20 protein-coding genes are annotated in these 26,118 nt (G+C 66.0%); 8 read left to right on the top strand and 12 right to left on the bottom strand.

The annotated features are described in order from the left end of the window. Window positions 1–15 precede the first annotated feature (15 nt). The 7 genes from GEV06_05065 to GEV06_05035 form a co-directional block, all read right to left on the bottom strand. A complete protein-coding gene (locus GEV06_05065; GenBank protein MPZ17268.1) occupies window positions 16–1,236 on the bottom strand; it encodes a hypothetical protein in 1,221 nt (406 codons plus the stop codon). Then, on the bottom strand, window positions 1,233–2,282 hold the full coding sequence (locus GEV06_05060; protein ID MPZ17267.1) for a hypothetical protein: 1,050 nt from the start codon (window positions 2,280–2,282) through the stop codon (window positions 1,233–1,235). The genes GEV06_05065 and GEV06_05060 overlap by 4 nt, the downstream gene beginning before the upstream one ends. A 43-nt stretch (window positions 2,283–2,325) precedes the next feature. Next, window positions 2,326–5,334 carry a hypothetical protein gene (locus tag GEV06_05055; protein MPZ17266.1) on the bottom strand — a complete coding sequence of 1,003 codons (3,009 nt, stop codon included), beginning with the start codon at window positions 5,332–5,334 and terminating at the stop codon, window positions 2,326–2,328. Next, window positions 5,294–6,196, bottom strand: coding sequence for a DUF3473 domain-containing protein (locus GEV06_05050; protein ID MPZ17265.1), 903 nt, complete (start codon window positions 6,194–6,196; stop codon window positions 5,294–5,296). Before GEV06_05050 ends, GEV06_05055 begins: the two co-directional genes overlap by 41 nt. Before the next feature lie 6 nt (window positions 6,197–6,202). Then, window positions 6,203–6,469: an acyl carrier protein gene (locus GEV06_05045; GenBank protein ID MPZ17264.1), complete on the bottom strand. Its 267-nt coding sequence runs from the start codon at window positions 6,467–6,469 to the stop codon at window positions 6,203–6,205. Window positions 6,470–6,631: 162 nt separating this feature from the next. After that, entirely contained in the window at window positions 6,632–7,324 is a 693-nt protein-coding gene (locus GEV06_05040; GenBank protein ID MPZ17263.1) for an SDR family oxidoreductase, read from the bottom strand. 167 nt (window positions 7,325–7,491) lie between these two features. Then, window positions 7,492–8,724, bottom strand: coding sequence for a hypothetical protein (locus tag GEV06_05035; protein ID MPZ17262.1), 1,233 nt, complete (start codon window positions 8,722–8,724; stop codon window positions 7,492–7,494). Between GEV06_05035 and GEV06_05030 the strand changes: the two genes are divergently transcribed. Further along, complete coding sequence (locus GEV06_05030; GenBank protein MPZ17261.1) at window positions 8,696–9,460, top strand: hypothetical protein; 765 nt, start codon at window positions 8,696–8,698, stop codon at window positions 9,458–9,460. The two genes, GEV06_05035 and GEV06_05030, sit on opposite strands and share 29 nt — an antisense overlap. Window positions 9,461–9,939: 479 nt before the next feature. On the opposite strand, the gene GEV06_05025 is transcribed toward GEV06_05030, so the two are convergent. Beyond that, on the bottom strand, window positions 9,940–10,779 hold the full coding sequence (locus tag GEV06_05025; protein MPZ17260.1) for a hypothetical protein: 840 nt from the start codon (window positions 10,777–10,779) through the stop codon (window positions 9,940–9,942). A gap of 3 nt (window positions 10,780–10,782) precedes the next feature. Beyond that, window positions 10,783–11,169, bottom strand: coding sequence for a BlaI/MecI/CopY family transcriptional regulator (locus GEV06_05020; GenBank protein MPZ17259.1), 387 nt, complete (start codon window positions 11,167–11,169; stop codon window positions 10,783–10,785). Window positions 11,170–11,298: 129 nt separating this feature from the next. On the opposite strand from GEV06_05020, the gene GEV06_05015 reads away from it, so the two are divergent. From GEV06_05015 to GEV06_05000, 4 genes are read left to right on the top strand one after another with little or no spacing between them, the layout of a single operon-like run. Then, on the top strand, window positions 11,299–13,881 hold the full coding sequence (locus GEV06_05015) for an MMPL family transporter (GenBank protein MPZ17258.1): 2,583 nt from the start codon (window positions 11,299–11,301) through the stop codon (window positions 13,879–13,881). Next, window positions 13,863–14,534, top strand: coding sequence for a glycosyltransferase (locus GEV06_05010; protein ID MPZ17257.1), 672 nt, complete (start codon window positions 13,863–13,865; stop codon window positions 14,532–14,534). The genes GEV06_05015 and GEV06_05010 overlap by 19 nt, the downstream gene beginning before the upstream one ends. 6 nt (window positions 14,535–14,540) lie before the next feature. Next, window positions 14,541–15,476, top strand: coding sequence for a hypothetical protein (locus GEV06_05005; GenBank protein MPZ17256.1), 936 nt, complete (start codon window positions 14,541–14,543; stop codon window positions 15,474–15,476). Window positions 15,477–15,493: 17 nt separating this feature from the next. Next, window positions 15,494–16,552, top strand: coding sequence for a hypothetical protein (locus GEV06_05000; GenBank protein MPZ17255.1), 1,059 nt, complete (start codon window positions 15,494–15,496; stop codon window positions 16,550–16,552). Here the strand turns inward: GEV06_05000 and GEV06_04995 are convergent. Then, window positions 16,532–17,725, bottom strand: a complete 1,194-nt coding sequence (locus GEV06_04995) for a DUF2062 domain-containing protein (protein MPZ17254.1) — start codon at window positions 17,723–17,725, stop codon at window positions 16,532–16,534. The genes GEV06_05000 and GEV06_04995 overlap by 21 nt on opposite strands. 94 nt (window positions 17,726–17,819) lie before the next feature. Here GEV06_04995 and GEV06_04990 point away from each other — a divergent pair, with 94 nt between their 5' ends. Further along, on the top strand, window positions 17,820–18,764 hold the full coding sequence (locus GEV06_04990) for a pteridine-dependent deoxygenase like protein (protein MPZ17253.1): 945 nt from the start codon (window positions 17,820–17,822) through the stop codon (window positions 18,762–18,764). Here the strand turns inward: GEV06_04990 and GEV06_04985 are convergent. Continuing rightward, on the bottom strand, window positions 18,755–19,204 hold the full coding sequence (locus GEV06_04985) for a hypothetical protein (GenBank protein ID MPZ17252.1): 450 nt from the start codon (window positions 19,202–19,204) through the stop codon (window positions 18,755–18,757). The two genes, GEV06_04990 and GEV06_04985, sit on opposite strands and share 10 nt — an antisense overlap. Between GEV06_04985 and GEV06_04980 the strand changes: the two genes are divergently transcribed. Next, entirely contained in the window at window positions 19,100–20,698 is a 1,599-nt protein-coding gene (locus GEV06_04980; protein MPZ17251.1) for an AMP-binding protein, read from the top strand. The two genes, GEV06_04985 and GEV06_04980, sit on opposite strands and share 105 nt — an antisense overlap. Window positions 20,699–21,056: 358 nt before the next feature. Continuing rightward, on the top strand, window positions 21,057–22,922 hold the full coding sequence (locus tag GEV06_04975; GenBank protein ID MPZ17250.1) for a radical SAM protein: 1,866 nt from the start codon (window positions 21,057–21,059) through the stop codon (window positions 22,920–22,922). A gap of 12 nt (window positions 22,923–22,934) precedes the next feature. Here GEV06_04975 and GEV06_04970 read toward each other — a convergent pair whose 3' ends face one another. After that, on the bottom strand, window positions 22,935–26,000 hold the full coding sequence (locus GEV06_04970) for a hypothetical protein (GenBank protein ID MPZ17249.1): 3,066 nt from the start codon (window positions 25,998–26,000) through the stop codon (window positions 22,935–22,937). Between the last annotated feature and the right edge of the window lie 118 nt (window positions 26,001–26,118).

Here is a 26,118-nt window from a genome sequence, read left to right as displayed (position 1 = left end):
GCGCCCTACCATCTCTCACTGAACGGCGCGCAACACGAGAGCGGCATCGTTGCCGCCAAAGGCGAGCGAGGTCGAGACGCCGCAGCCGACGCGCTGCTCGCGCGCTCGATTGGCGACGACATCGATTGGACACGCCGGATCGGTGGCCTCGTGGTGAATCGTAGGGGGGATGACGCCTCGCGCGATGGTCAGCGCGAGCACCGCTGCTTCCACGGCGCCCGCCGCCCCGAGGCAATGACCGACCATCGATTTGATCGACGTCACCGGTAAGCGGCGTGTGTGTGCACCGAAGACGGCAACGAACCCATTTGCCTCTGCCCTATCGTTCTGAGGTGTCGCGGTGCCGTGCGCGTTGAGGTGATCGACCTCCGTCGCCGACACGCGAGCGGCGTCGAGCGCCGCGTTCACCATCGTCGCCACGGCTCGGCCGTCCGGCTCCGGCGCGGTCGGGTGGTACGCCTCGCAGCTCAAACTGTAGCCCGCCACCTCCGCGTAAATCGCGGCGCCGCGGCGGCGCGCACGCGCCAGGTCCTCGAGCACGAGGATGGCGGCACCTTCACCGATGTTCATGCCATTGCGCCGCTGGTCGAACGGACGGCAGGGGCCCGGATCCATCAGCCGCAACGCATTGAAGCCGCTGAAGGTCAGCCTCGCCAATGCGTCCGTGCCGCCGGCCAGCGCAACATCCAGGCGATGGTGGCGGATGGCTTCTGCCGCGTGGCCGATGGCGATGGTGCTCGACGAGCAGGCGGCGGCAATGCAGGAGCGCATGCCTTCAAAGCCAAACCGCGCGGCAATGACGTCGACCGGGGTGCTGGAGAAATGGTTCCACGCCTTCGACGGGCGCGCGCGCTCGATCCCGCGGCGCAACATCGTGAAATAGTACTCTTCGTTGCGCAGCAAGTCAGCGGTGCCCGAGCCGAGCAGCACGCCCACTCGCGTGGGATCGAGCGCCGCGTCGAGCAGGCCGGCATCGGCGATCGCCTCGCTGGCCGCGATCACACCGAGCTGATCACTCCGCGACCACCGGCGCCGTTCGAGCGGCGTGAACCCGTCGAGCGCAGGCTCGAGATCGATCTCGCCGGCGATCTCGCTCCGATGACCCGCCGGATCGAAGAGCGTCACGCGACGCATGCCACACTCGCCGGCAAGCATCGCCCGCCAGACCTCCTCCCGCGAGATCCCCAGCGCGCAGATGAGGCCGACGCCAGTGACGGCCACGCGCCGCTCGCTCACCCCAGCATCTCCTCATCCGCCAACACCGGCGCAGACGCCCGGCTCACGGTGGCAGCGCGGGATGCCGCCTCGGCTCCCTCGCGCCACTCGCGGAGCTGCCTCGCACAGCGGTCGACGTAGCGTGCCTCGCTTCGCTTGCCACGGAGCGCAATCGCCACCGGCAGCCACTGAAACGGAATCGACGCGACGGCCGTGGCGAGGCAGAACACACGCTCGAGCCAGGTGTGATCGTTGGGGCCCAACCCGACGAGACTCTTGCAATACCGCCAGATGACGCCATACGCGTCGCCGGCAATTGTGAGCGTCGTCCCGTGCACGCCGCCGGCCTGCCCCAGGCCGCACGCCACGTTCGCGAGGAACTCGTGCGCGTCCTCGCCCGGAGCCGCGGTCCACGTCGTGCCCACCCGCCGCAGCGTGTGCGCGTCACTGCCAGCCACCAGAGCGAGTGGGGAGAAAAAAGAACCGGTTCCTTTTTCACGGATGGACTCGACCAACTGGTTGTGGGCCTCGAGCATCGTGCCGTTGCGGACCTCGAGGGCGGGGACCTCCGTGAGCAGGCGGAGGTACGCCTCGAGCGGAACTTGGTCCTTGTAGAAGTGAAGCAGGTGGTTCAGCGAGAAGAAGACGCCTGATGCGCGGAGGTACGCGGCGACATCGAACACGTTGTCGCGCAGCGGCTGAACGGACCGATGGATGGCTTCCGTCATCCCGTACGCGCCCAGGTGAACTTGCAAGTCCGTGTCCGGCACCCAGCAGGAGATCTCCTCGCCGATGATGACGTCGCGCGCATCCGGCCGCTCCGCCAGCAGCTCCAAGCAGCCATCGATGCTGTCGTGGTCGGTGATCGTGACTACATCCATGCCGCGCGCTCGCGCCTGCCGATACACATCCAGCGGAGACGAGTAGCAGTCACGGCTCTTCAACAACGGCAGGTTGCCGTTCGCTTTGGAGTGACACGAGTGGACGTGTAAGTCGGCGCGGGCCATTCTTTCAGGTCCTTGGTCCTTGGTCCTTGGTTCTTGGTGCGTCTTGGCGTCGCGAAGCATCGAAGCGTACTAGGCGCACCAGGGACCAAGAACTAAGGACCCTTCACAACGGTTTCAAGAGCATCACCTGAACCACCGTCGACCCCGATGAGCGGTACTGGCGCGGCAAGAAGCTCTTGCTGACATCGGCTCGCAAGATCGTACGCCACGGTGCCCGCACGTTCACGCCGACGCCAAGCCCCGTGATTGGCTGCCACGCCTTCGAGAGCTCCTCGTCTCGACCCCAGGCGCGGTCGGCGAACAGATCCAACCGATACTGCTCGAAGATATTAAACGAATACGACGCCCGCAGGGCAGCGAGCTGGGTAAAGCGTAACCCCGACGCGGGCACGCCGTGGATCCGGGTATCGTCGAAGAGTCCAAACTGATACTTGCTGAACCTATCGAGGCGCTCCCCACCAAAGTACGCGGCGTCCACGTGAATCTTGTGGAACGTCCGGAAGTGGATGTCCCGCGCTAGCACGCCGCCGTATTTGACGTAGGTCTTCTCGCCCGGATCGAGCTCATCGGCTGGCCCCCAGGGTCGCCAGCGAGCTCGTCCGAACCAGGTGCCCCAGGCCGTCAGGTTATAGCCATGCCGCCGGAGCTCGTAGGTGGCACCAATCCCGCTGGTCAGCGTACTGGAGGGCCGCTCGAACGTCTCGCCGGTAGTCCGCTCATTGGCGTAGGCATCGAAGCCAAGGTGATACCGCAGCCCCACCTTTTGGAAGTCGGTGAACTGATAGCCGAGGTTGACGCCAGCGGTCATCGGCCAAGTCAGGAGGCGCTCCGCCTCCAGTTCCCCGTCCGGGTCGTAGACGCGGTCGCTCGAGGGCACCGCGATCGCGAAGAAGTCGACGCTTGCGTCGAGCGGCGTTCGACCGAGCCTTGGCCACTGAATGTTCCCTACCGCCAGCACCCCGCCAAACAGCAGCGCCAACTGCGTGTCGGGGCCCCCGAACTCGAAGTCGAGGTAGTTGATGCCGAAGATCGGCAGAGGGAAGTCGAACGAAGGATCGATGGTCGTGCCCATGGCCATCGCCTTCGCCGACAGCGTCGGTCGCTCGCGCACCACGCGGCGCTCCCCATCCTTCACGAAGTATCGCAGGCCCTCCTCCGTCTCCTTGTACATCACGCGATCGCTAGCCCGCGCCACCTCACGTTTGCGGTCGAACGAAGGGTCGTTGATCGCCAAGTCGCTGAAGCGCACACGCTTTTCGACCAGGATGTTGCGACCCGCGATGAGCAGGAGCTGACGGCTCGAGAGGTCGGTGAGCAGCATGACCGGACGCCCTCCCACCGTCGCGACGCGCTCGAACGTCTGGATCTCCTCGTTCGACACGACCGGTGCCGAGAGCGCCGTTTGCACGGCGTGCACCTTCAAGCGTCCAAACGTCTCCTGATCGATCCAGACGGTCCCCCTATACAGCGAGCGGTCTCGATGCACGGGGTCGAATCGCACCACGTAGCAGGCGCGCTCTCCAATGCGCTCGGTTCCTGCCAGTCGATAACGGTAGTCGGCCGTGAACCGCAGGTCGAGCGGCAGCGAAAGCACTTTTTCCGGTTGCAGCAGCGGGAAGGGCGGCCGGTCCGGCCCCCAGCGCGTCCCGTTCACCGAGAACGACAGCTCTTCCCACTCCACGTCGCGCCCCTGCACGAAGTATCGGTTCTCGCTGACGATGTCGTAGCCCGGGTCGGTGAGCGCCGGACGGAAATGCTGTTCCATCCGAACCAGGGCCGTGTAGTTGTCGACTTCCGCGTCCTGTGACACCTGCTGTCGCTGATGCCGCGCGATGATCTCCTCCACGCTCAGCGAGGGGCGCCCCGTCACCTCTTGACGCTCGGCGACCACCGAGGTCGCCCCCTGGTTGAAGTCCACGATCAACGGCCCTGGCCTCCACGGCACACGTGCGCTGATCCGCTGGGCCGATCGGTCATGCGCATAGCCGTCTACCGGCCGTTGCGACCCATCGAACGGATCGCGCACCACCGGGTCGCCTTCGAGTGGAAGCGACAGCGAGACCTCCAGCGCTTCACCGTCTGCAGCGTCGCCCCAGTAGACGAGGTATGTCGCGAATGTCTCGATGCTGTAGAGCAGCCGGTAGCCCGCGGTCTTGGTGAGGTCCTGGCCACCCCGAGCGAGGCGCAATGAGGCAGCATCCGGATCGAGGGGCACCAGCGCTCCCGTGAGCAGGTCGGCGATCGCTCGACTAGCTGCGAGCACCTGCTCCACATTGGCCGGCTCGGTCCGATAGCTCCGTGTGAGCGTTGCCGTTCCAAGCGCCTGCAGCTCTTTTCCTATGAACTGGCGAGCGGCCGCTTGCGTGGTCTCTCCGAGTGCGACGCCGCTCACGAGCAGTCGGGCAGACTGATCGACGCGTGCGAGCGCGCGCGCTATGTCGTGAGAGGTATCGGCGTCGAGTGATGCGGGAAGAGTGACAGCGTCCACGTAGGGCCCGAGATCCTCGCGATAGAGATCCTCGAGTGTCGAGGCGCTAACGCCAGGCTTGGTTCCGAGGCCGACGAGGGTCTCCTCGTCGCGTCCGTGAATCTCTGTCGCCGCCAGCTTGAAGAGGTAGGCAGCGACCTTGGGATCACGCTCATCGATGGACAGCTCGAACAGTCGAACACGGCGAACCGAGCGTGCCGCGAGGGCGCGCACGAACGCGGTCCAACCCTCCGCTTCGTCGAGCCCGTCCGGCATGCCGCCAACGCTCAGCCACACGTCAATCTCGCGTTTGGCATACTGATTCAAACGCTCCTCGAGGCGCTCGAACGCGTACTTCCCAGGCATCGGCTCGAGATCCCGGCGCGTGACGAGCACTCGTGCCATGACCGGGAACGCGGGTGCAGGCGCCGAAGCGAGGGCGGAGACCAGGACGGGCGGCGTGTCCAGGCGCTCATCGAACGCGACGCGTGGGAGCGACGGCTGCTGAGCTTGCGCGGTGACGGTTGCGACAGCAATCACCAGGCAGGCTACGCAGCCGAACGCACGAAGCATGACGTGCATTGCAATTGCCGAGCACGCCGACCTAGAGGTCGGGCCTACACCCATTCGACCGTTGATGCGCATGTGCGGCCGATCTGGCGGCTCCCTGCGAGATCAGCCCCGCGTCGGACGCCAGCACCTCGCCAAGCGGTCGAAACGACGCGCCGCGCAGGATGACACGAAGCCGAGCGAGGAAGCCATCCAACCGAAAGTAGTGGGCAAAGCGCTGGCGTGCCGGCAAGGACACCCGCGGCGGATCAGCATCCACTTCCCAGGGGTGCACCATGAGGACCGCGGGATCGCCCGCACGATTCGCCTGCTCGATGGCGGCCAAGACGCGGCGCGGTGCGCTCATCCGCAGGCCCCAGCCCCAGCCGATGGGCATCGCCTGGCCGAGACGGTCGATGACGAGAGGTGGCACCTCGAGGATCGGTCCTGCCCATGTGGCGCGGACGTGCGGCCGGCGAGGGTACGAGGCACGTCCCACGATCGCGACCGGTGCCATGCTCGCGTCGATGCAAAAGCCGTGACGTACCAGGCATTCGAGCGCCCAAGGCGAGCGACCGTTGATCGACCATTCGGGCGCTCGATAGGCCGTGACACCACCGACCCCGGCCGCAGCGAGCGCACCAACGCCGGCATCGAGGTCCGCGGCGAGCTCCTCTGGCGTCTGCATGTGGACCCAGCGGTGCCAGTAGCCATGCGACCCGATCTCGTGCCCTCCGGCCGCGATCTCGCCCACGATCGAGGGGTACCGCGCAGCAACCCACCCCAAGACGAAGAACGTCGCCCGAACGCCGGCGGCATCCAATTCGTCCAGTAACCGTCGCGTGGTGAGCTCGACCCGAGATGGCAGGTTCGCCCAGTTGGAGGCAGACAGCGGCCCCTCGACACCGCAGATGTGGAACCACTCCTCGAGGTCGACCGTGAAGGCGTTCAGTGACACAAGCGTCTATCGTCCGCTGCCCGTGCGCTGTTGCTCGACGAACTCTGTAATCGTGTCGACCGACCGCAGGATTCGGCCGCCGGCCTCTTCGTTGTCGATCACGGCACCAAACGAGCGCTCCAGCTCCAAGACCAATTCGAGAGCGTCGATGGAATCGAGCCCCAGCCCCTCCCCGAATAAGGCTGCTCGGTCCTCGATTTCCTCCGGCTGGATGGGAAGCCGAAGACACCGCACGATGGCCTGCTTGATCTCCGCCTTGAGAGCATCACTCATAGAAGTTTTCGAGCAGCCACTGACCGGCGCGCCTTCCATCGCGGTAAGCCGCGCTCAACCTCGAACCTCGATCCTCGCCTTGCCCTGACCGCCGCCTGTGCCCCTTGACCCCTTGATCCCTTGATCCCTTGATCCCTTGACCCCTTGATCCCTTGATCCCTGCTATGTAAGACCGCCGTCAACGGCAATGACCTGGCCTGTGATGTAGCTCGCGGCATCGGAACAAATGAAGGCGACCAACGCGGCAACCTCGCGTGGAAAACCGAACCGATTCATGGGTATGGCCCCAAGGCTCTCGGCCCGCAAGTCGGCCGGCATGCTGGTCACCATGTCGGTCTCGACGAGGCCTGGGCAGACGGCATTCACGAGGACGCCGCGGCCAGCGAGCTCGCGTGAGAGCGCACGTGTCAAGCCGACCAATCCCGCCTTCGACGCCGCATAGTTCGCTTGCCCCGGCAGCGGCAACGTTGCGCTGGGTGAGGTGATGTTCACGATACGTCCCCGCTGACGCTGTAGCATGGCTCGAATGACGGCTCGCGTACAGTAGTACGCCCCATCGAGGTTGACCCTCAACACCTTGTCCCATGCCGCGCGGTCCATCAACAGGAAGCGCACGTCATGATTGATGCCCGCATTGTTGACCAGGATATCGACAGGTCCGAGCTCACGCGTGACACGGGCAAATGCATCGTTCACTGCGGCCTCGTCGGCCACATCACACTGCACCGCCACTGCGCGGCCACCGCGCGCCTCGACCGTCGCGATGACCTCGCGCGCCGCGTCGACACGTTCGCGAAACAAGATGCCAACGGCCGCGCCACGCTCCGCCAAGAGCTCCGAGATGCTGCGTCCGATGCCGCGAGACCCGCCGGTGACGACCGCTACGCGGTCCGTGAGCTGGAGTTCCTCGAAAGGACACGCCCCTCCCTGCCCGCTGCTCCTGGCGGGAAGTAAACCCCTATCCTAGCACGGCGCGTTCGCCGAACGCGCCCTACCATGCGGCCCGAACCTCCACGCAGCCGTCACGCTTGGTCGCCCACCCGCAAGACGACGCTGTATGTGGCACCGCCGCTTGCAAAGCTGTTGACGAGGACGAAGCGTCCGGCCAGCGGCACCGCCGCAGTCGGGATCCGAAGGTGGGCGCATGCCGGATCCTGCTCCGTCAGTCCGGCCGTGGGGGAGACGAGACCTGCCTCGCCACACAGGAGCGCTGCGGCACACGCGGCCGCACCAGATGCTCCGAACTCGCCGATCGCGCCCTTGATCGCAGTGACGAGCACATCGCGCGGCCCGAATACGAGGGCGATGGCCTCTGCCTCCGCGCGGTCCAGCACCACCGTCGAGTTCGCCGAGGCGTAGATGGCCGCGATGTCCGCCGGGTCGACACCCGCCTCCTCCAGCGCCAGCCGCATGGTCCGCGCGAGGGCGCGCGGGTCCGAAGGCCAGGCGTTGATCCCGGACACGGCGCTCGACGCTCCGACGCCCAGCACCGCGCCGTACACACGCGCACCACGCGCCCGGGCGGACTCGGCTTCCTCGAGCAGGAGGCCGAAGCCGCCTTCGCCGAGCACGAATCCATTGCGCCACCGATCGAATGGCTGGCTCCGTTCGGGTACGTCCCCATCTGATTTGGCCAGTACACCAAACCGATCATGGACCTGAAAGAAGACAGCGAACAGTGCATCGACGCCGCCGGTGACAACGGCACGCGCACGACCTTCGGCGAGCAGATCCACGGCGGTGGCAATCGCGGCAAGGCCCGAGCACTCTTTCTGGCTGATGGTGCTGTTCGGCCCGCGGAGCTTGTACTCGAGCGCCGCGAGACTGGCTGGCGCGTTCCCGACCGTGCTGCTGAAGAGGAGCGCGGGCACGCCCGTTGGCCCGCCACGGAGGAGGGCCGCCAAGAACTCGCTGGTTGCAGGTCCGCCCGCCGTATACGTGCCCAAGACGACGCCGAGGCGATCGTCGCCCCCTTCGCCGATACGACAGCCCCCATCGTCGAGCGCTTCGCGCGTGGCGACGACGGCGAGACGGCCGGTCTCATCCATGCGTCGCAACTTGAGCGGGGAGAGCCAGCGCGTCGCATCGAAGTCCTTGAGTGGCGCACCCAGCTTCGACTGGCAGCCTGACGTGTCGAACGTCGTGATCGGGCCAATGCCCGTACGCCCGCCGAGCAAGGCCTCGCGAAATGCGTGAGGAGAGCAACCAAGGGCGGAGAGAACACCAATGCCGGTAATGCAGGCGGGGCGCTGCACGCGGCGTACGTTACCATTGGCCGCGATGAAGCATCAACCACTCGAGAGCCAGGGCGCGGGGCTCCGGGTGCGCACCTGGACGGCTCGTCTCGGCGCCGCTGCCTCGTTGTGGTGCATCTTCCATGCGCTGTTTGGCCTCGTGACCGTTCGCGCCGGAACCGCCAGCCAAGATCCGGATCTCTTCGATGAGCTCTTTCGCAAGAGCGAGCACGTGCGCACATCTCTCCGGACGCTGACCGCTCGCGTCACCGAGACCACCACCTCGTCGATGCTCACGCGACCGCTCGTCGAGCACGGCTCGGTGGCACTCGTTCGACCGTCGCGCGTGCGGCTCACGTACACATCGCCCGACGAACGAACGATTGTGATCGACGGCGAGCGGTTGATCCTTACGTGGCCAAGCCGTGGCGTGAATGAAACGAAGGACATCGGGACCGCGCAGCGACGCATCCAACGATACTTCGTCGACGCCGACCCGGATGAGTTACGGAGCCACTTTCGCATTCACGCCAGCATTACCTCCGCCCAAAGGGGCGAGTCGAAGGGCGTGTATCTCGTCACCATGGTGCCCAAGCGCAAACAGATTTTGCAGGCGATCACAAAGTTGGAGCTGTGGGTCGATCAGCGCTCGTTTCTGCCGAGCGGAATGCGTTTGACGTTCCCGAGCGGGGACACGAAGCTCATGACGTTCGAAGACGTCGAATTGAACCCCCAGATTGATTGGGAAGGGCAATGAGTCGTACCGTTGCAGCCGCATAGGAGATCCGCGCGCGCTCGGTCATTCAGGAGTTCGCTGATGGCGGAACCCGTGGGCGCTGCCGCCGAGCGGTGCTCTCGCAAGGCAGACGCCGTGCGCGCGCACTCGACCCGCGACTTCGAGTGAAGCTGGGCGGCGAGCGAGGGGACGTCTTGGCGATCCTCGACGACCACCGGCAAAACAGGGGAATGCATCCTGGCGCCGGCGTCCGGACGTGCAGCAGCCGAGACCAGGGTGCCGACGTCCCGTCCGGCGACGGCTGCCTTGCCGTCCACGGCCATGCCGACGAGAGAAGAGATAATCACGGTCAACCACGTCACCACGTCGGCCAACACCTCGATCACGATTACCAGGAGTCGCATGTCGTGACCTCCCCTTCCTGACAAGCTAAGAACTTAGCATCTTCGACCACGAGATGACGGCCGCCTTCGGCGAAGCGGCCCTACCTAGTGGGCTAGTTATCCCTGAGCAGGCGGCTCGCGGCGTAGCTGTCGCGCCGCGAGCCAGACCAGCGGCGAGTACCACTGAATCGCACACGCCACGTCGGCGATGAGCTGCGTGAGGCAGTCGCGGCGCTGCACGTGTGCCAGCTCGTGGAGAAGCACGGCCCGCAGTCGTCCTCGAGGCCAATGATCCGCTTCGACCGGCAGCGCGACGATCGGGCGCAAGAGCCCGCAGGCCATGGGCATCGCGACGGTCTCGGAGCGCACAAACCGGGTCGTCCGCGGAGCACGAAGGACACGCGCGAGTCTATGGGCCAACGACTGCCAACGTGCCTCGGCCTCGGCGTCCCGCGTGACTCGCCCCGCACGGAGAGTCCCGACGGCCACACGCAGTAGCAGCAGCACGACACCGGCGAGCCAGATGATGCCGAGCAGCTGAGCCCAGCCGATTCGATCCACCCAGCCTCCGCTCGTGGAAGGAGGAGCTGTGGCTGGCGCCGCCGCTTGGGCGCCGAGCGGAGGTGAGACCGGCTTCGCGCTTGGAGCGCTGGTTGCGGGCAGTACGTCGTGAGTGTCTCCCCTCATCGTCAGGTCGAGCGTCCCTGCCGGCTCACCTGATGTCGCGACGCCAAGCAGTGGGACGGACCAGCTTGGCAGCCATCGCGACAATGGAGGCAGCGCGAGCGTAGAGATGAGCGCGACGACCAGTGTCAGGTGGCGTAACGAGGCGGGGGCGCGCCGCAACACCCACGCGTTGAGGAGCAGCACAACGATCAGGAGGATGCTCGACTTGATGGCGATGTCGGCCGCGAGCATCGTCCACCCCAAGTCCACGGCGCTGGGTGAGATTTGCATCGGTTATTCCTTGTGTCGTGCCTGGTTGATCAGGCGCGCCAGGCGAGCCAGTTCGTCGTCGGAGAGTCGGGAAGAGGAGTCGTCCAAGAGGGCGGCGATGGCTTGCTCGGTCGACCCGTTGAAAAAGGTCCGGAGCATGTGTCGTAGCGCCGACCGCTTGGCGCTGTCGCGAGCGATTGTCGGCGCGTAGACGTAGCGCGGCCCATCCTGCACGTGCCGAACATGGCCCTTCTCTTCGAGGATCCGAAGGAGGGCGCGTACGGCTGAATAGCTCGGCGCTTCGGGCAGGGCGGCGCGAACCTCTGCGACGCTCGCTCGCTCACGCGCGTACAGGATCTCCAGGATTTGCCGCTCGCGGCGGGAAACGTCCAGGTGAAGCGGTCGGTTCATTCGTAAAGCCACGATGATCTAGCGTGAAGTCCGAGGGTGAACGCGCTCAAGTCCCACAATGCTGAAAAATTAGCGTCACCCTCGCCGCGTGTCAAGCCCTACGTGGCACAAATCGTCCGCGATGAAGATATGATCGCCAACCGACGCGAAGTCATCGCAGACGGCGCCGATCGACCGCTCTCGAACGTGACGATGACAGGCATCTTTTCAATACCCGCCCTCATCGCTTGGGCCAGGGGCCACCGCCGCCTGGTGCTCATCGGCACCTGCGTGCTCTTACTCGTCTCGGTGGTTGGTGTCAGTCGAGTGAGGTTCGATGCCAACGTGCTCCATCTGTTGCCTCGAGAGGGCGCGGCGGTGCCCGCCTTCGAGACCTATCTCGAACGATTCGGCAGCCTCGATCAACTCTACATCGTCTTTACCGCACCGCCTGACCACACCATCGACGAATACGATTCCGTCATCGATCGGTTCGTCGCACGACTGGGCAAAGCTCCCGAAATCGATCACATCGACACCGGTCGCATCGATACCACGCGCGACTGGTCGTATCTGGCCGATCACCTGTTGTGGCTGCTCGACGAGCAACGGCTCCACGCGGCCCTTGCACGCTTCGAGCCGGAGGAGATGCGTGAGGCGCTCGACGCAAGCCGAAGGCTGCTGACGCTGCCATCACCTGCGGTGACCACGATGGTGAGCCAGGATCCCCTTGGGCTGTTCAACCTCTTGAGCGCGCAGCTCGGAGGCGGCAGCGCCGGTGTAGGCCTCGGGGCGAGCAGCTCCGGATACGTCGCTCCTGATGGCCAGAGCCGGCTCGTGATCGCCCGCCCCAGCTCGCCGCCGTTCGATACCGCGTTTTCGCATCGATTGTTCGAGCGGCTGAACGACATCGAGCGGGCCGTCACGCACGATATGGGTCTCGAACGCAACACGCCGAACGAAGAGTCCCGCGACGTGATCTCCGATCCGTTCGCCGACGCGTTGCCGCCGCTGGACGTGGCATACGCTGGTGGCCATCGGATCGGCATCGAGACCGAGGCACAGATCAAGCGCGAGAGCATCGTCAACAGCATCGGATCGCTGGTCCTGATCCTGCCCGCTCTCCTGCTCATCTTTCGTAGCCCGTGGCTGCTGGCCTGTGGCGCAATTCCGACCGGGCTCTCGCTGCTCGTGGTACTGGGGGCCCTGGGCTTCGCCGGCACTACCCTCTCAGCCGCTGCGACAGGCGCGTCGGCCATGCTCTTCGGCCTTGGCATCGATGGCGTGGTGTTGCTCTATGTGACGTATCGGCTCGGTCTGAGCGACGGGCTGCCCTCGCACGAGGCCGTGCGTCGAACGTCAGGCGCATCGGCGAGCATGCTGCTCGGCATGTGGACCACGGCCGCAACCTTCTACGGGCTCGTGGTGATCGACTACCCGAGCTTGCAACAGCTCGGTATGCTCATTGGCCACAGTATGGTCGTCTGTGGCATTCTGACATTGCTCCTCGTGCCGGCCATGCTCCCGTCCCGACCGGGGACCCGCCCGCCACGAGCGCTCACCCTGCCAGGTCTTGCCGCGCTCATCGGTCGACAAAGTCGCCTCGTTCTCATCGCGGCCGCCCTGGTCACGGTCGCGCTCGCCGTCGCCGCGCTCGGACTGCAGGTCAACCCGACACTGGAGCGCTTGGAGTCCACGACGCCCGCTGTCCAGTTCGAGCAAGCGGTGGCGCGACGGTTTGGCCTGCCAACCGACGTCGGCGTCGTGCTCGCGCGCGGCAGGGAGCTGCAGACGCTCGTCGACGGGAACGCGAAGCTCGCCGACGCGATCCATCGCGAGCTACCGGGCCTTCCGATTCACACCGTGAGCGCGCTGCTGCCCTCGTCTCGCCAGCAAGCCGTCACGAGGCAGCGCTTGCGCCAGGAGGGTCTCTCGCCCGACGTCGCTGGACGGAGAATCCACCAAGTCGCGACCGACGTTGGCTTCCGCACCGACACGCTCGCCCCCTTCGTGGCGCGTCTGCCGCGTCTGCTCGACCGCGCGCAACGGGTGAGCTATCAGGGGTATGTCGACCACGGTCTCGGCGATGTCATCTCGCGCTTCGTGTCGCGCGAGGGCGGCGGTTGGGTGCTCGCCTCGTACGTGCTGCCACGCGACGCCAAGGATATCGCGCGCGTCGACGCGCTGGTGCGACGCGTGGCGCCAGATCAACAGCTCACCGGCTTGCCGCTCGTGAACGCCGAGCTCGCGGCACGCTTCCTGCCGGAGTTTCTCAAGGGCCTCGGCGTGGGCACGGCAATCGTGCTCGCGCTGATCCTCGCGACGTTCCGCGAGTGGCGGCTCTCGCTGCTCGCGCTTGCCCCAACGGCGCTCGGCCTCGTCTGGACCGCCGGTGTGCTCGCACTCGCCGGTGTCGAGCTGGATCTGTTCGCCGTCTTTGCGGTCGTCACCTTCGTGGGCATCGGCGTCGACTATGGCATCCACCTCGTGCACCGGTACCGGCAGTATGGCTACCACGCTGAACGGGCTACGTCGGAGCTCGCGCCCGTGATTCTCGTGGCCGGCCTCATCACGCTGCTCGGATATGGCACATTGATCAACTCGTCGTACCCGCCGCTGCAGTCGATCGGCGTCGTGTCCGCGGTGAGCGTGCTGGCGCTGGTGGCGGCGTCGGTGCTGGTGCTGCCGGCGATGTTGGAGCGGGTTGGAGCGACATGCGCGCGCAAGCCATGATTCCTGCGTACAACGAAGTGAGCACGATCGCCCGCGTCGTCCGCGGCGTCGCGCCGCACGTCGAGCGGGTGCTCGTGGTCGACGATGGATCGACGGATCGAACGGGTGAAGCAGCGCGGCAGGCGGGCGCCGACGTCATTTCGCACACGCGCAACCTCGGAAAAGGGCGTGCGGTGCGTGCCGGGCTGGCAGTCGTGCTCGCTTCGCCTGCCACACACCTCGTCGTCTTGGACGGTGACTTGCAGCACGTTCCAGACGAGGTCCCGCGGCTGCTCGACACGGCGCGGCGCTCCGGAGCCGACCTCGTCATCGGCGGCCGGCGGTTCGACAGAGCTGCGATGCCAGCCTCACGCTATTACGCGAACGTGACTGGTAGCCGCGTGCTCTCGTGGTTCGTGGGGCTTCCACTTCGAGATACACAGTCAGGATTCCGTGTGTACCGCTGCGAGGCGCTGCGCAACGTCCCGCTCAGCGCCACGGGCTTCGAGATCGAGACCGAGATGCTGGTCAAGCTCGCGCGACGCCGAGCTCGGATCATCGAGATGCCCGTCAGCGCGGTGTACGGCATGGAGCGCAGCAAGCTGCGGCCCATGCGCGACACTACGAAGACCTGCTTTCTCGCGGTGTATTACCGGTTCCTCGAAAGGATGTAACCTGACGTGCGTAGCGCCGATTCGCCGACAACCTCCTGGACGTCACACGCTTTGAACAGCGGGACCATCTACGCCGCCACGTATCGTGGCGTGAGCGTGCTGCCCCGCTCGGTCTCGTACGGCATTGGCCATGCGAGCACCTTCCTCGCATGGCGATTGATGCACGCAACGACGGACGCCCTCGTCCACAACCTCCGCGTCGTCTTTCCAACCGAGAGTGACGCGGCGCTCCGGCAACGCGCGCTGGCGACCTATCGCAGCTACGCGCGCGACGTCATCGACTTCATTCGCGGCTTGCGCCTCTCACGAGAAGAGGCGCGCGACCTGTTCCTGTTCGATAACCGGGAGACGGTCGATGAGCTCCTGCATGCTGGACGCGGCATGCTCCTCGTCAGCGCTCATCATGGCAACTGGGAGATGGGCGGCATCCTGTTGCGCCGCGCGTACGACTACCCGCTGAGCGTGTTGGCCATGACGGAAGCGAGCCCGGAGGCCAATCGCCTCCGGGACACGATTCGGCAGGCGCTGGGCATCGACACGATTTCCGTGCGACAGTCGATGGACACCGCGCTGCAGATTCGCCGGAAGCTCTCGGAAGGTCAGCTCGTGGCTCTCCTCGTCGATCGGCACGTCGGCCGCGACCGCGTGCCGGTCACGCTCTTCGAACGCCAAGCGCTCTTTCTCCGCACGCCGGCGCTCATGGCGTACTTGACCGGCGCGCCGCTCGTGCCGGTCTCGCTCGAGCGTCGCGACGATGGACGATTTCTGGTGCACCTGGGGGCTCCCATCTTCGTCGGGCGTGACGGCGATCGTGAGACGCTCGTTCAGAACGCCACGCAACGCGTGGCGGAAGCGATCGAAGCACGCGTTCGCGCGCGCCCCGAGCTGTGGTATCAGTTCTATCGCTACTGGGACGTGGCAGGTGACGGCGCGACCAGGTGAGGAGGTGACGGCGCCACATGGACGCGCTCTCGCACCTGCTGTTCGGCCGCGTGCTCATCGGGCTGGATGATCGGAAGCGGCTCGGCTCGGGTGCCGTTGGCGCGTGTCTACTAGGCTCGATTCTGCCCGACAGCGACGTTGTCTTGATGCCGGTGGCGTGGGACGTCTATCTGCGCGCCCATGTCGCCGGTACCCACGCGCTCGTTGGCACGGCGGTGTGTGCCGTCGCCGCCGCGGGCATGGTGCGTCTCGCACGTTCCCAGGCACGCTTTCCGCGCCTACTCGCCGCGGCGTGGGCTGGCAGCCTCGGCCACCTCTTCTGGGACCTCGTCTCCGGCGCCAGCGTTCGTGTCGGATGGCCGCTCGTCGACCCGCTCATCAGCGCACCGCTCGTCGCGATGGGCGATCCGTTCGTCTTGGTGCTCTTGATCACCGGCGCGGTCGCAATCCGAGTGCGCCGGCATTCCCAGGTGGGCCTTGCCGCGGCAACCATCTTCGTGCTGGCAGGCTTGCTGTGCGGCAAGCTCGTGCTGCGACATCGGGCGGTCGAAGCGCATCGCGACACGCTCCTGACCCGTGGGGATCGCGTGGTCGCCTCCGCGATCGAGGTCCCCTGGGGCCATTTGCTCGAGTGGGATATCTTCGACCGGACGGACCATGCCCTACGCGCGTGGCGCGTCGACGGCTCGGGCACGGTCACATTGCGATTCGCATACCCGATCCGTCGAGAAACCCCGCTCGTCCAGTCATCGCGTGCGTTGGGTACCGTCCAGAACTTCCTCCGTGGTCACGCTCTCGCTTTTCCGGTCGAGCAACAGAGTCCGAACGGGCTCCAACGGGCGGTCTGGTCGGACATCAGGTACTGCTGGGCACGTTCTGGAACGGCCATGTCGCGCGCGCCAGCCAACGACGCGCCAGCGACCAGCGGGTGGCCCGCTCCAACGACACCCTCGTTGAGCGGCGTCCCCATCAGGTGTGGGATTTGGTTTGGCGGCACGTTCGACCGCGACGGGCGCGCGCTCAGGCAGATCGTTCAGATCGCCGACCTGGTCCAATCACGCCGCGTCGGTCCTTAGCTCTTGCTGCCGCTTGGCCCGGAGCAGGACGTTCGCAAAAGGAGTCCCGTGGCCCATGGGCCGAACATCGGCCACGAAGCCGTGACGCGCCAGGCAGGCCAGCCACTCGTCCGTCGTGCGAAAGTGAAACCTCTGCCGCCACCGGCCGATCGCAATCGCCTTGATCCAGTTGCCGGCGCGAACCATCTGAAAGCGCCAACCTCCGGCCGCATCCGCCTCGCGCACCACGAGAATGCCCCCCGGCTCTAGCGCGCTCGCGACCGACGCCAGCAGCTGATCTTGGTCCTCGGCCGACATGAGGTGAAGAACATCGAAGCAAAGGACGACGCGACAGCCTCGAGGCAGGGTGTGGCGCGCATCACCGTGGACGATCGTGGCGTCCTTCTCCAACGCGCGCTCTGCGATATGTGCGACACGCCGCCGCAGCTCGAGGCCCGCCAAGCCGTCGAAGCGAGGCGGCGGGGGCAAGGTCGACGGCCACCTCCCTTCTTCCATTTCCTGCCGAGCGTCGGCAAGCAGCGCGAGCATGAGTCCTTGACCACATCCAACATCGACTAGGGTCCCACCTGATGGCAGCCAGCCGCCACACAACACCTCGCGGTAGACGGGATCGTTCCGCAACTTCCCGCGCGCGAACTCCCAGGCGGTGATGCCGGTGGCGAGAAACCGATCGGCAGCCTCGCGCACCACCGTCGAAAATGCCGGATCGTGTGATGCGCGTCGCATCGTGAAGTACGTAATCGCCGCAGCCAGGAGGCCGAGCACCCCACCAACGACCAGGCTCCCGAGCACGAAGTCACCACCAAAGACCCATGGACTGGTCTGTTTGATGCCCTCCAATGACAGCTCATGCGGCGCGCCGCGCCGCAAGAAGGCACCGGTCTGCACCTCCCCGAACACCAGAAACGGCGCGGAGAACGGGTTTGCAAGGTTCGCGGCGAGGTACAGCTTCAAGCGGTTGAGGCCAAGGAGTCGCCCAGCGATCCAGCAGAGCACCAGGTGAAGCCCCCAGAACGGCGAGCAGCCCACGAAGAGTCCCAGGCCGACCGCCACTGCGTCGCGGCGCCGGCTGGTGCCCTCCGTCCGAAGCTCGTAGATCACTCGCTGGAGCCGCCCGGCTCGCGTGAGCGCGCGCGATCGGAGACGTCCGGCCGAGGACATGTCGACAGCCATAACCTCCTCGCATTGTAGTCGGTGCCCGCCGACTCGTGCGTCTTGGCTGTATCATGGTCGCACCGGCGCAGGGCAGGTCTCCCTGCACGTTCCCATGACGATTCGCGCCCCCTATGCCCGTCCGCCTGCGCTGCCCACTCTCGTCGCCGCTCCTCCCCGGTGGCTCATAGAGCTGCTAGGTGAGGCACCGCGCCGGCGAGTCGACGATGGGCCGACCAGACTCGGAGGCGTCTATGTGCGCCGCCTGCCGCAGTTGTCGTTCGTCGAGGTTGAGGTCTCGCGAGCCACGGCTCTCCCGCCCGAACGATTCCAGGACCTGGTAGCGGATGTGTACTTGAACATCGCGCACCGACTGGCAGACGAAGCACGGCACCCTGTGCGATTTTGGAGCTACGTGCCGGACATCCATGCCCCCATGGGCGAGGGGCTCGATCGCTACATGGTGTTCAACCGAGGGCGCTATCGCGCGTTCACCTCGTGGTACGGCACACCGCGCGCGTTCGATCACACGCTTGCAACAGCGTCGGCAGTGGGCGTCGAGGGGGCCACGCTCACGGTGCATTGTCTGGCGGCAGACGAGCCGGGGACGCCGATTGAGAATCCTCGTCAGATCCCTTCGTATCACTACTCGACTCGCTACGGTCCGCGGCCACCCTGCTTTGCGCGCGCCACGCGGCCTGCTCGCGCCATCGGCGGGCGAGAGCTCCTGTTGGTGGGGGGTACGGCAAGCATCGTGGGCGAGGAATCGCGGCATGCGGAGGATATCGGCCGCCAGACCCGCGAAACGCTGACCAATCTCGAAGCGCTGCTCGCGGCGGCGAATGCCTCAATCGAGGGGCCTGCCCCACAGCCGTCGTACCGGTTCACCGCACTGCGCGCCTACGTCGTGCGTGCGGATGACGCCGCATTCGTGTTGGAACAGACCAGCAAGCTCTTTCCCGACACCGAGGACATCGAAATCGCACGCGGTGAGATCTGCCGGCGAGAGCTCCTCGTCGAGGTCGAAGGTATTGCGGCTCTTGGGAATGGTCAGTCGTAGCGCAGGCCTGCGCGACGAGTGCCGACGTCCGCGAGCACCACGCTCCCTGCCGCGACTAAGGTTCCGTCTGCGTGCACGTCGCCCTCGATCTTGACAAGACTGCCGATGCGGCCGACGACGCGCGCGTTGACGACGAGCACGCTGCCCGGTCCCGCCGCCGCCGGAAACTTGAACGGCCCGAGCCCTGCCACGCGCAGCGCTCGCGGCGCCGGTGGCGCGTCCTCCGCAGCCGTACCCACGGCAAGCCCACCTGCCTGCGCGACGAGCTCGACGAGTACAATGGCGGGCACGACAGGTCGACCCGGAAAGTGTCCGTTGAAGTACCAGTCGTCTGCATGTGCGATGCGGCGTCCCTGCACGCGCGCGCCCGGAGCGACCTCCAGCACCTCTTCGATCAGGCGCATCGGCGGCGCGTGGGGCAGCAGGTCGAGGTAGCGCATGAGAACGAGCCTATCTCAATGAGCGAGCTCCTCGATAGCTTTCGCCGGGTGTGTCGCGATACGCCGTCACGCACGCTCATCGTCGCCCGCTCCGAGGGACGAGCCCTTACGGCGCGCGGGATCTGGGACGAATACGTGAGCACGAGGGAGACCTTTGCCGGACTCGGGCTCGCACCTGGCTCGGTGGTGCTCTCGCTGGCGGGGAACCGCTCCTCCTTCGCGGCAGTCTTGCTCGCCTGCTTCGACCTCGGCGTCACGCTCATGCCGGTGGATCGCAGCACCGCGATGCCGGAAGTCACCACCCTCGCCACCGCCTATGGCGCTTGTGCCGTCGTCGCACCCGAGGGCGTCCACATTCGGCTGCCACACACGACGACTCCCCTACCAGGGGGCCTCGTCGTCGAGCTGCTGCTCGAGCAACCGCCGCGCGGGCGCTATCCCGACACCTGCTTGCTGAAGCTCACGTCTGGGTCGAGCGGCCTACCGAAGGCCGCCCGAGCAGCCGAGCGACACCTCATGGCAGACGTCCGCCAGATCACTGCAGCCATGGATATCCGCCCGGAGGACGTACAGCTGGCGGTGATTCCACTGTCACACATGTACGGCCTGGGCAACCTGCTGCTGCCGATGTTGCTGCAGGGAACGGCCATGGTGCTTCGCGAGGCGTTCGCGCCCACACAGCTCGTGCAGGACATCATCGACGACCGCGTCCGCATCTGGCCCGGCGTGCCGTTCATGTTCGACGCGCTCGTGGATCAGGTCCCTGGCGGGGCGCTCCCGCCGCAGTTTGGCACGTGCATCTCGGCTGGCGCGCGGTTGGAATTCCGCACCGTCGACGCGTTCGAGCGCCACTTCCATCGAAAGATCCATTCGTTCTACGGCAGCACCGAAACGGGCGGCATCACCTTCGACGATTCGGCCGCCGTCAAGAGCCCCGTACCCGTCGGCCGACCGCTCGGCGATGTGCATATCACGTTACGGCCGATCGAGCACGCCGATCTGCCGCAGGGCAGCGGGCGGGTGCACGTCTGCAGCTCGGCCGTCTCGCACGGGTACGTGGATGAGACCCAGCCTGGAGAAGGATTCGTCGATGGCGGCTATCTCACCGGCGATCTCGGGTTCTTCGATGCCGACGGCGACTTGGTGCTCTCGGGACGCATGTCGTCGTTTGTCAACGTGGCCGGCCGGAAGGTGCAACCAGACGAGATCGAGCGGGTGCTCCGCACCATGCCAGGTGTGGCCGAAGTCTCCGTGGTCGGAGCGCCGGATGACCGCCGGGGGCAGGTGCTGGTCGCCTGCATCGTGCGAGCGGATACCGGGCTCGGGCTACGACCGATGGCCGTCCGAACCTTCCTGGCCGAGCGGGTCGCGCCTCATAAAATCCCCCGAGACGTCCTCTTCATTGACGAGATACCGCGCACGGACCGCGGCAAGGTGGATCGGCAGGCGCTTGATGCCCTGGCGCGCTCCGCGCGCCAGGGCAGTGGTCAGTGATCAGTGGCCAGTGGTCAGCCGATCTTCGACTGTTCGGGGGCTAACGGCGAACGACCCCGGTAAACGATGCAACCCCCGGAAGCTCGTACATCGGCTGATCACTGACCACTGGTCACTGCCCTGGTAGGCGAGCGAAGCGAGCGAACTTCTGTTATAGTCACCCTGCTGTCCTGGCCCAGCAACAAGAGCTAACTTCCGTGATATCCGCTACTTGCCTGGACGAGCCGGACGGTGACCGTCGTCGATCCGTTCCAAGTCCCATGGGTATCCGTGGGGCTGCCGTGGAGGATGAGTGGAGATCAACGTGTGGAAGCCGGTCGAGCTGGCTTTGACCGGAGCCGCGCGGATTGCCTGGCCGATGTTCCAGGCGGTGAACCGCCGCATCGAGGGACGGCCATTTCAGCCGAAGTGGGCGCCTGCCCCGCTCCTGAAGAGTGGGCAGCGCACGAAGCCGCCGCTGGGATGGCCCCGAACGACCGACTCGCTCTGTCCCACGTGCGTCAAGGAAGCGCGGCGGCGTATTCTCGCCGGCGATCAAGCGTTGGAGACGTTGACGCAGGATCACGTCGGCGAGATCAAAGCAGACATCGTCGAGCGGGACGGTAAGGTCATCATCGAGAAGACCTGCCCGATCCACGGCACATTCACGGACGTCCTCGCCATCGATCCCGCCTTCCTCGCGCGTATGGAGCGGCTCTTTCCGGGCCGGGACTTCACCGCGCTGACCGATCGGTTGCACAACCACGGTACCTCCTCCATCCAGTACGGCCGTGGAGCTGTGCTCACGATAGATCTGACCAACCGCTGCAACATGATGTGCGACCCGTGCTTCATGGACGCCAATCAGGTGGGCTATGTGCACGAGCTCACGTTGGACGATGTGAAGCAGCTGCTGAACGATGCCGTCACGGTTCAGCCGCGGCGCCAGCTCTCGGTGCAGTTCTCCGGTGGCGAGCCCACGATCTCTCCGCTCTTTCTCGATGCCGTCGGTTACGCGCGCGAGGTGGGCTTTTTCAGCGTGCAGGCGGCGACGAACGGGATTCGCTTCGCCCAGGATCCGGAGTTCGCGCGGGCCGCGCGTGAAGCCGGGCTCCGCATTGCGTACTTGCAATTCGACGGCATCGGCGAGGAGGCGAACTCACACCGCAAGGTCAAGAACCTCTTCGACGTGAAGCTGCGGGCCATCGAGCACCTGTACGCGGCGGGGATCGACGTGTGCCTCGTGGTTACGATCGTCAACGGCGTGAACAACGACCAGGTCGGCGCGATCATCAAGTTCGCGATCGAGAACTGCGACAAGATCAGCTTTGTCTCGTTCCAGCCCGTATCGTTCACAGGGCGTGACGAGGACATCTCGACAGAGGAACGCCTCGAGAAGCGTTACACCCTCTCGCACCTCGCCCAGGACGTGAAGCGGCAGACGGGCGTGACCGAGCCGCTGCGCGACTGGTTTCCGTTATCCGCCACCGGACCGCTTTCGGACGTGACCGACCTGCTCAAGGGGCCGGGTGCGGACTGGGGCACGCTGAAGTGTGGCTGCCATCCGGAGTGCGGCGTTGGCACGGCGTTCATGGTCAGCAAGCGCACCAAGACGTGGGCCCCCGTCTCGGAGTTCATCAACATCGATCGCTTCCTCGAAGACGCGCGCCTCATCGTCGATGCGGCCCGCGGGCCATTGGCCACCAAGCTGCAAACGGCGCTGAGCCTGCTCCGCAACTACTCGCCTCTCGCGGCGCCACGAGGCTTCCGGCTCCTGGACCTGGTGAAGAAGTACGACAAGCAGAGTGGAGGGGCGCTCGGCGGTCGGCTGGGTGCTCCCGACAACGGCGACCGGAAGAGCGACGAGTGGCTCATCATGTTCGTTGCCGGCATGTGGTTCCAGGACCTCTGGACGTACGACTTTCGGCGCACGGAGATGTGCATCATTCCGTACGCGACGCAAATGGGTGAGATCTCGTTCTGCGCCTACAACACGGGCGTGGGCTGGCGGCAAATCGTCGAGCAGATGCACCAGACCGCAACCGTGGCGGAATGGTACAAGGAGCACGGCAAGCATCCCGTCTACGCGAACCCGCGGAAGGCCGTGCCGCTGCCGGCCGGTGTACAGCCTGTGGCCCTCAAGATCCCCAAGGACGGCCGACTGGTAGACTGGTCGCCGACGCCCGTGGCAGCGCCGCAGCCCGCGCCAGACGGTAATACCGAACCAGAGCTTCTGCAAGCGTAAGGGCCTAAGTGTTTACGGTAACGGACGCCTCAGCGAGGCGTCCCTACCTTGCAATGGCAGGGCGCGTTCGCCGAACGCGCCGCCGTCCGGCGCGCTCGATGAAGGCTCCCAAGCGAGAGCGGCGTGCGAGCGACGCGGATCGGCGCCGCCCGCCACGGTACCGCGCTGCCGGTCGACGATGACCGCCGACGCGTATCCATAGCGCAGCTCGCCCTTGCGGCCAATCTTGTGGAACCGGTGCCCTCGAGAGATGAGGTTGGTGAGCACCCCTCGGGGAAAGCGGTCCTCGATCTGGACGCTCGCCGCACGACGATCGGGATCCGATGGATCGCGCGCCACGAAGAACCGCGGCGCCTCGACCGCCTGCTGCGCGGAGAGGCCGCCATCGATGACGCCGGCGATCGTCTGGAACACTGACGGCAGGATCCACTGATTGCCGGCTGCGGCGACACCGAGCAACGGTCGCGTCCGGTCGTCTCGCTCGAACACGAGAGAGACAGCGTTGGTCGTGGACGATCGCGTGAGCGGCAGCAATTGACCGTAGGCGCCGCTTCTCGTCCGGTACGACTTGACGTGGTTGTTGTAGAGAAATCCGAGCCCCTTCGAGACGTAGAAGCTCCCACCCCACGTGCTGAGCGTTTGCGTCACGACGATCATGTTGCCGGCGGTGTCGGCAACCACGAAGGCTGTCGTGCCGCGCCCGAGACCGCTCTCATCCGCCCCCGCCACGTCCTGCTCCCTCTCGATGTCCGCGCCGCCGTCCGTGAACCGCGACGCGCGATCGCGTCGAATCGTGCGAAACAGCAACTTGGCGTGGGCGTCCGTGAGGTGCTCATCCACCTCGACCGTCCAGCGCGCAGGATCCGCGACGTGGCGCATCGGGTCGCGGACCTTCCGGGCTTCGATGGCGTAGTGAAGGTAGTCTGCATCATGGCGAAACGTCGCGCCATCTCGCGGGTCATAGTGGCCGAGGATCTGCAGCATTTCAATGAGGGCGGCACCGGAGGCGACTGGCGGCGCCGCCGTCCAGACGGCATGGCCGCGATAGCGTCCATGTAGGGGAGCGCGCTCGAGGGCCCGATACTGCGCCAGATCCGCACCATTGATGAGACCGCCCTGCTCCGCCATGTCGTCGGCGATGCGCTTACCGATGCTCCCCTCGTAGAAGGACCGTGCGCCCTCAATGGCCAGCGTCCGGAGTGTGGACGCGTAGTCGCGGTTCACGAACCGAGCGCCACTCGCTGGCACACTGCCGTTCGGCAGGAAGATGCGCGCCGTCTCGGTGTATTTCTCGATGATGGGCCGCGCAGTCGCAATCGTCGTGGGGAGAGAGGCGTCGAGCACGACCCCGTCCTCCGCGTATTCGATGGCCGGCTCGAGCAAGCGTGCCCACGTGACGTTGCCAGACCCGTACTTCTTGAAGAGAGAGTCCATGCCTGCCACCACCCCAGGGACATTCGCGGCCGCCGGTCCGTCCGACACGAGCCGATCGTCGCGAAGGATCTTGGGGTTGTCGAGCGTTGCGTGGCTGGGCGATTGATCCTTGAAATCGATGAGCGTGGGCCGAGACATCCCCCGCAGGTACAACAGCGCCATACCGTCGCCACCGATGCCAGAGGCGTCCGGCTCGACCACACCGAGCGCAAACGAGACGGCAATCGCCGCATCGACGATGTTGCCCCCAGACGCCAACACGCCGACGCCCGCTTGTGACGCAAGAGGGTGCGCCGAAACGACAATGGTGTGGTCAGACGTCACCTGCTGCCTCACGAGCGGCTGCTCGTCGATCATCGCGTCGACAACCGCTTCGAGCTCCGGCTCGGAGCGCGCCTCGGCCGCGCGTGGTCGATACCGCGCGGCCAGCGCCTGCCATGCCGCGGCGGTTGGTGGCTCCGCGTAGTAGAGCGATCGCAGTGTCTCCCACACACGATCGAATGCGAAGAGCCAGCGCGCGCGGCTCGCTGGTCTGCTCGTCGCGATCGAGACGACGCCCTCGTCTGGTGCTCGTGGCGCGGGCAGCGCGCGTAAGCGGTAGGCGCGCCCGAGCGTGAAGAGCGGCGGTGGCTCATCGCGCGTCCGCAGCGGATTGCCGTTGTAGGCCAGCCCCGCCCCTGGCGCATCCGCCACCATGATCGTCCGACCATCCGGCGACCAGGCGGGTTGGCCGCCATCGCGCGAGAGCAAGACCGGTGGCGCCTCCGGATACTCGCGCGGAAGGCTCTCCTGCCGCGCGACGTCAGGAACGGCCGGCTCGGTCGAGGATGGCTGGCTGGTTCGCCCATTCGGCGGAGCGACGTTCGCTATCCAGACGGAGCCAACACCTTGTCGGGTCGCAAAGAAGGCGAGACGGCTGCCGTCCGGCGCCCACGATGGATACTGGTCGGCACCGCCTGCGCGCAGGACGCGGCGCGCCCGTTCGATCACCGTGGCGCCTTCGCCTGTGTCGCCCTCCGGCGTTGTGCCTTGCGGATCGGCGATCTCGCTCCGCCCAGGGAGCGCCGTCACCCAGATGTCAATGTCGCCCGGGAGCACGTCGCGTGTGGAGGCGAAGGCGAGGCGCGTGCCGTCCCGCGAGACCCGCGGCTGCATCTCATCGTCTGACGTCTTGCCCAAAGGCACCGGCGTGGGCGGCGCACCTGGACCGGCGCCCGCGGCATCGAGAATGTAGAGGTCCCACTGATCGATCGCGTGATGGGCGAACACCACGCGCCCATCGGGCGTCCACGACGGCCAGCGTTCGTCGCCCGGCAAGAATGTCAGGCGTGTCGGTGCCCCGCCGCCACGGTCGACCATGAAGAGATCGAATCCCTCGCCCCGATCGGCGGCAAAGACGATCCAGCGACCATCAGCAGACCACGCAGGGTCGCGCTCGACGGCCGGCTTCTTATCAGGCCATTTGGCGAGAGCGGCAGAGAGCTCGCCCCTCGGGCTGACGGTCCAGATCTGATCCAGAACCGAGACGGCCAACTGCCGGCCGTCGGGTGACCATGTGGGATCCCGCACACCGGTGCCCGCCGCGCCGGGCGCGGCCGCCAGCCCCATCAACACGGGAACGACATGGAGCAGGAAAGACCGCATCGGGGTCAGGGAGCTGCGGTAGGCCGTGTTCGCCGAACGCGCCGTGTGCGAACAGCGCGTCGGCGAACGGACGCGTCGGCGACGCGTCCCTACCTTCCATCACACCTCGAACCTCGGA

The organism is Luteitalea sp., assembly GCA_009377605.1.
In the GTDB taxonomy this organism is placed as follows: domain Bacteria; phylum Acidobacteriota; class Vicinamibacteria; order Vicinamibacterales; family Vicinamibacteraceae; genus WHTT01.
This window is presented reverse-complemented; position numbering and strand designations above follow the sequence as displayed.

Bases quoted from the DNA above. Each gene is read 5' to 3' on its own strand.
- GEV06_05025 (MPZ17260.1), bottom strand. From the start codon at position 10,779: ATGCAAATCTCACCCAGCGCCGTGGACTTGGGGTGGACGATGCTCGCG.
- GEV06_05060 (MPZ17267.1), bottom strand. From the start codon at position 2,282: ATGCTTCGCGACGCCAAGACGCACCAAGAACCAAGGACCAAGGACCAA.
- GEV06_05010 (MPZ17257.1), top strand. From the start codon at position 13,863: ATGCGCGCGCAAGCCATGATTCCTGCGTACAACGAAGTGAGCACGATC.
- GEV06_05015 (MPZ17258.1), top strand. From the start codon at position 11,299: ATGATCGCCAACCGACGCGAAGTCATCGCAGACGGCGCCGATCGACCG.
- GEV06_04975 (MPZ17250.1), top strand. From the start codon at position 21,057: ATGTTCCAGGCGGTGAACCGCCGCATCGAGGGACGGCCATTTCAGCCG.
- GEV06_04995 (MPZ17254.1), bottom strand. From the start codon at position 17,725: ATGGCTGTCGACATGTCCTCGGCCGGACGTCTCCGATCGCGCGCGCTC.
- GEV06_05020 (MPZ17259.1), bottom strand. From the start codon at position 11,169: ATGAACCGACCGCTTCACCTGGACGTTTCCCGCCGCGAGCGGCAAATC.
- GEV06_04985 (MPZ17252.1), bottom strand. From the start codon at position 19,204: ATGCGCTACCTCGACCTGCTGCCCCACGCGCCGCCGATGCGCCTGATC.
- GEV06_04980 (MPZ17251.1), top strand. From the start codon at position 19,100: ATGTGCGATGCGGCGTCCCTGCACGCGCGCGCCCGGAGCGACCTCCAG.
- GEV06_05055 (MPZ17266.1), bottom strand. From the start codon at position 5,334: ATGCGCATCAACGGTCGAATGGGTGTAGGCCCGACCTCTAGGTCGGCG.
- GEV06_05030 (MPZ17261.1), top strand. From the start codon at position 8,696: ATGCCGGTAATGCAGGCGGGGCGCTGCACGCGGCGTACGTTACCATTG.
- GEV06_05045 (MPZ17264.1), bottom strand. From the start codon at position 6,469: ATGAGTGATGCTCTCAAGGCGGAGATCAAGCAGGCCATCGTGCGGTGT.
- GEV06_04990 (MPZ17253.1), top strand. From the start codon at position 17,820: ATGACGATTCGCGCCCCCTATGCCCGTCCGCCTGCGCTGCCCACTCTC.
- GEV06_05000 (MPZ17255.1), top strand. From the start codon at position 15,494: ATGGACGCGCTCTCGCACCTGCTGTTCGGCCGCGTGCTCATCGGGCTG.
- GEV06_04970 (MPZ17249.1), bottom strand. From the start codon at position 26,000: ATGCGGTCTTTCCTGCTCCATGTCGTTCCCGTGTTGATGGGGCTGGCG.